General features: G+C 41.5%; 1 protein-coding gene. It reads right to left on the bottom strand.

The window, feature by feature from the left end; genetic code table 11:
* A partial coding sequence (gene lon, locus AC1DUW_RS27045; RefSeq protein ID WP_477643951.1) for an endopeptidase La occupies positions 1 to 1968 on the bottom strand: 1968 nt, incomplete at both ends.

Genomic DNA, 1968 nt, shown 5'->3' with positions numbered 1-1968 from the left:
AAGGGCCGATATTAACGCTGTTGCAATCGTGATGCCTGCAGAAGGACCATCCTTAGGGACARCACCTTCAGGAACATGAATATGAATATCATATTTTTCATGGAAGTTCGTATCAATATGAAGTTTCTCGGTTTTCGAACGGACGTAACTAAAAGCAGCCTGAGCCGATTCTTTCATTACATCGCCAAGTTTTCCTGTCAAAATAAGCTTGCCTTTACCTGGTGATAAAGAAACCTCGATTTGTAGCGTATCGCCACCTACCGACGTGTAAGCTAATCCATTAGCGACACCGACTTGGTTCTCGACTTCCGCTTGTCCATAATGGAACATCGTTTTCCCTAAAAACTCCTCGACATTCTTTTCAGAAATGACGACCCGTTTTTTATCTCCGGATACGATGATTTTCGCAGTCTTCCGACAGATGCTTGCAAGCTGTCGTTCCAGACTCCGGACACCAGCCTCCCGAGTATAATAACGGATGATTTTAGTAAGGGCTTCCTCACGAATTTGCAGTTGGGTCTTCAATAAACCATGGTTTTCTAACTGTCTAGGCAGTAAATGATCCTTGGCAATATGAAGTTTCTCTATTTCAGTATAACCCGCAATCGAAATGATTTCCATACGATCACGAAGCGGCCCCGGAATTGTGCCCAAATTATTCGCAGTTGCAATGAACATAACTTTGGAAAGGTCATAGGTTTCCTCTATATAATGGTCACTGAAATTATGATTTTGCTCCGGATCGAGCACTTCAAGCATCGCTGCAGATGGATCTCCCCTAAAGTCATTTGACATCTTATCCACTTCATCCAGTAAAAAGACAGGATTAATCGTTCCAGCTTTTTTCATACCCTGAATGATCCGGCCTGGCATTGCCCCTACATAGGTACGGCGGTGTCCACGGATTTCTGATTCATCACGCACTCCACCTAAGGAAACCCGAACGAAATTCCGGTTCAGGGATGCAGCGATTGATTTAGCCAAGCTTGTTTTCCCAACCCCAGGAGGGCCCACTAAGCAAAGGATTGGTCCCTTCAACGAATTAGTCAATTGCTGAACAGCTAAATACTCAAGCACCCGCTCTTTTACCTTTTCCAACCCATAATGGTCACGGTTTAGAATTTTTTCAGCTTTATGAATATTCAAGTCGTCTTTCGAAGCTTTAGACCAAGGAAGCGAGATTAACCAATCAATATAGTTGCGGATGACGGAACTTTCAGCTGAGCTTGATGGAACCTTTTCATAACGGTCCAATTCCTTTAATGCTGTTTCTTTAATATGCTCCGGCATATCCGCTTCTTCTATCTTTTCAGTAAGAACGGTAATTTCACCTGTTTTACCTTCTTTATCTCCCAATTCCTTTTGAATCGCTTTCATCTGTTCACGCAAATAATATTCTTTTTGCGTCCGCTCCATGGAACGTTTAACACGCTGACCGATCTTTTTCTCAAGAAAAAGAACTTCTTTCTCGTTATTAATGATCTCAATCACACGGCTTAAACGTTTTTTCATATCAATAGTCTCAAGTACTTCTTGCTTTTCCTTCAATTTCAAAGGCAAATGCGAAGCAATTATATCAGCTAGTCTTCCCGGCTCTTCAATATCGGAAGTAGCTGAAAAGGTTTCACCGGTTATTTTCTTGGACATCTTTATGTATTGTTCAAAATAATCCAGCAAAGTACGCATTAATGCTTGATGTTCCGCATCTTTTTCATCGCTGTCTTCATATATTTTAATCTTGGCACCATAATGTGTCTCATAATCGTAAAATTCGATGACCTCTGCTCGGTTTAATCCTTCCACCAACACTCGGATTGTACCGTTTGGAAGCTTCAACATCTGTTTTACCTTTGTTAAAGTCCCCATTGTAAATAAATCTTCTTCACCTGGTTCGTCCAACGAAACATCTTGCTGTGTCGTCAAAAATATAAGATGGTCTTCCACCATTGCTTTCTCAAGGGCTTGTAC

The organism is Peribacillus sp. P4_C12, from assembly GCF_056402095.1.
Note: the sequence above shows the minus strand (reverse complement) of the source record. Positions and strands in the feature narration are given on the sequence as shown.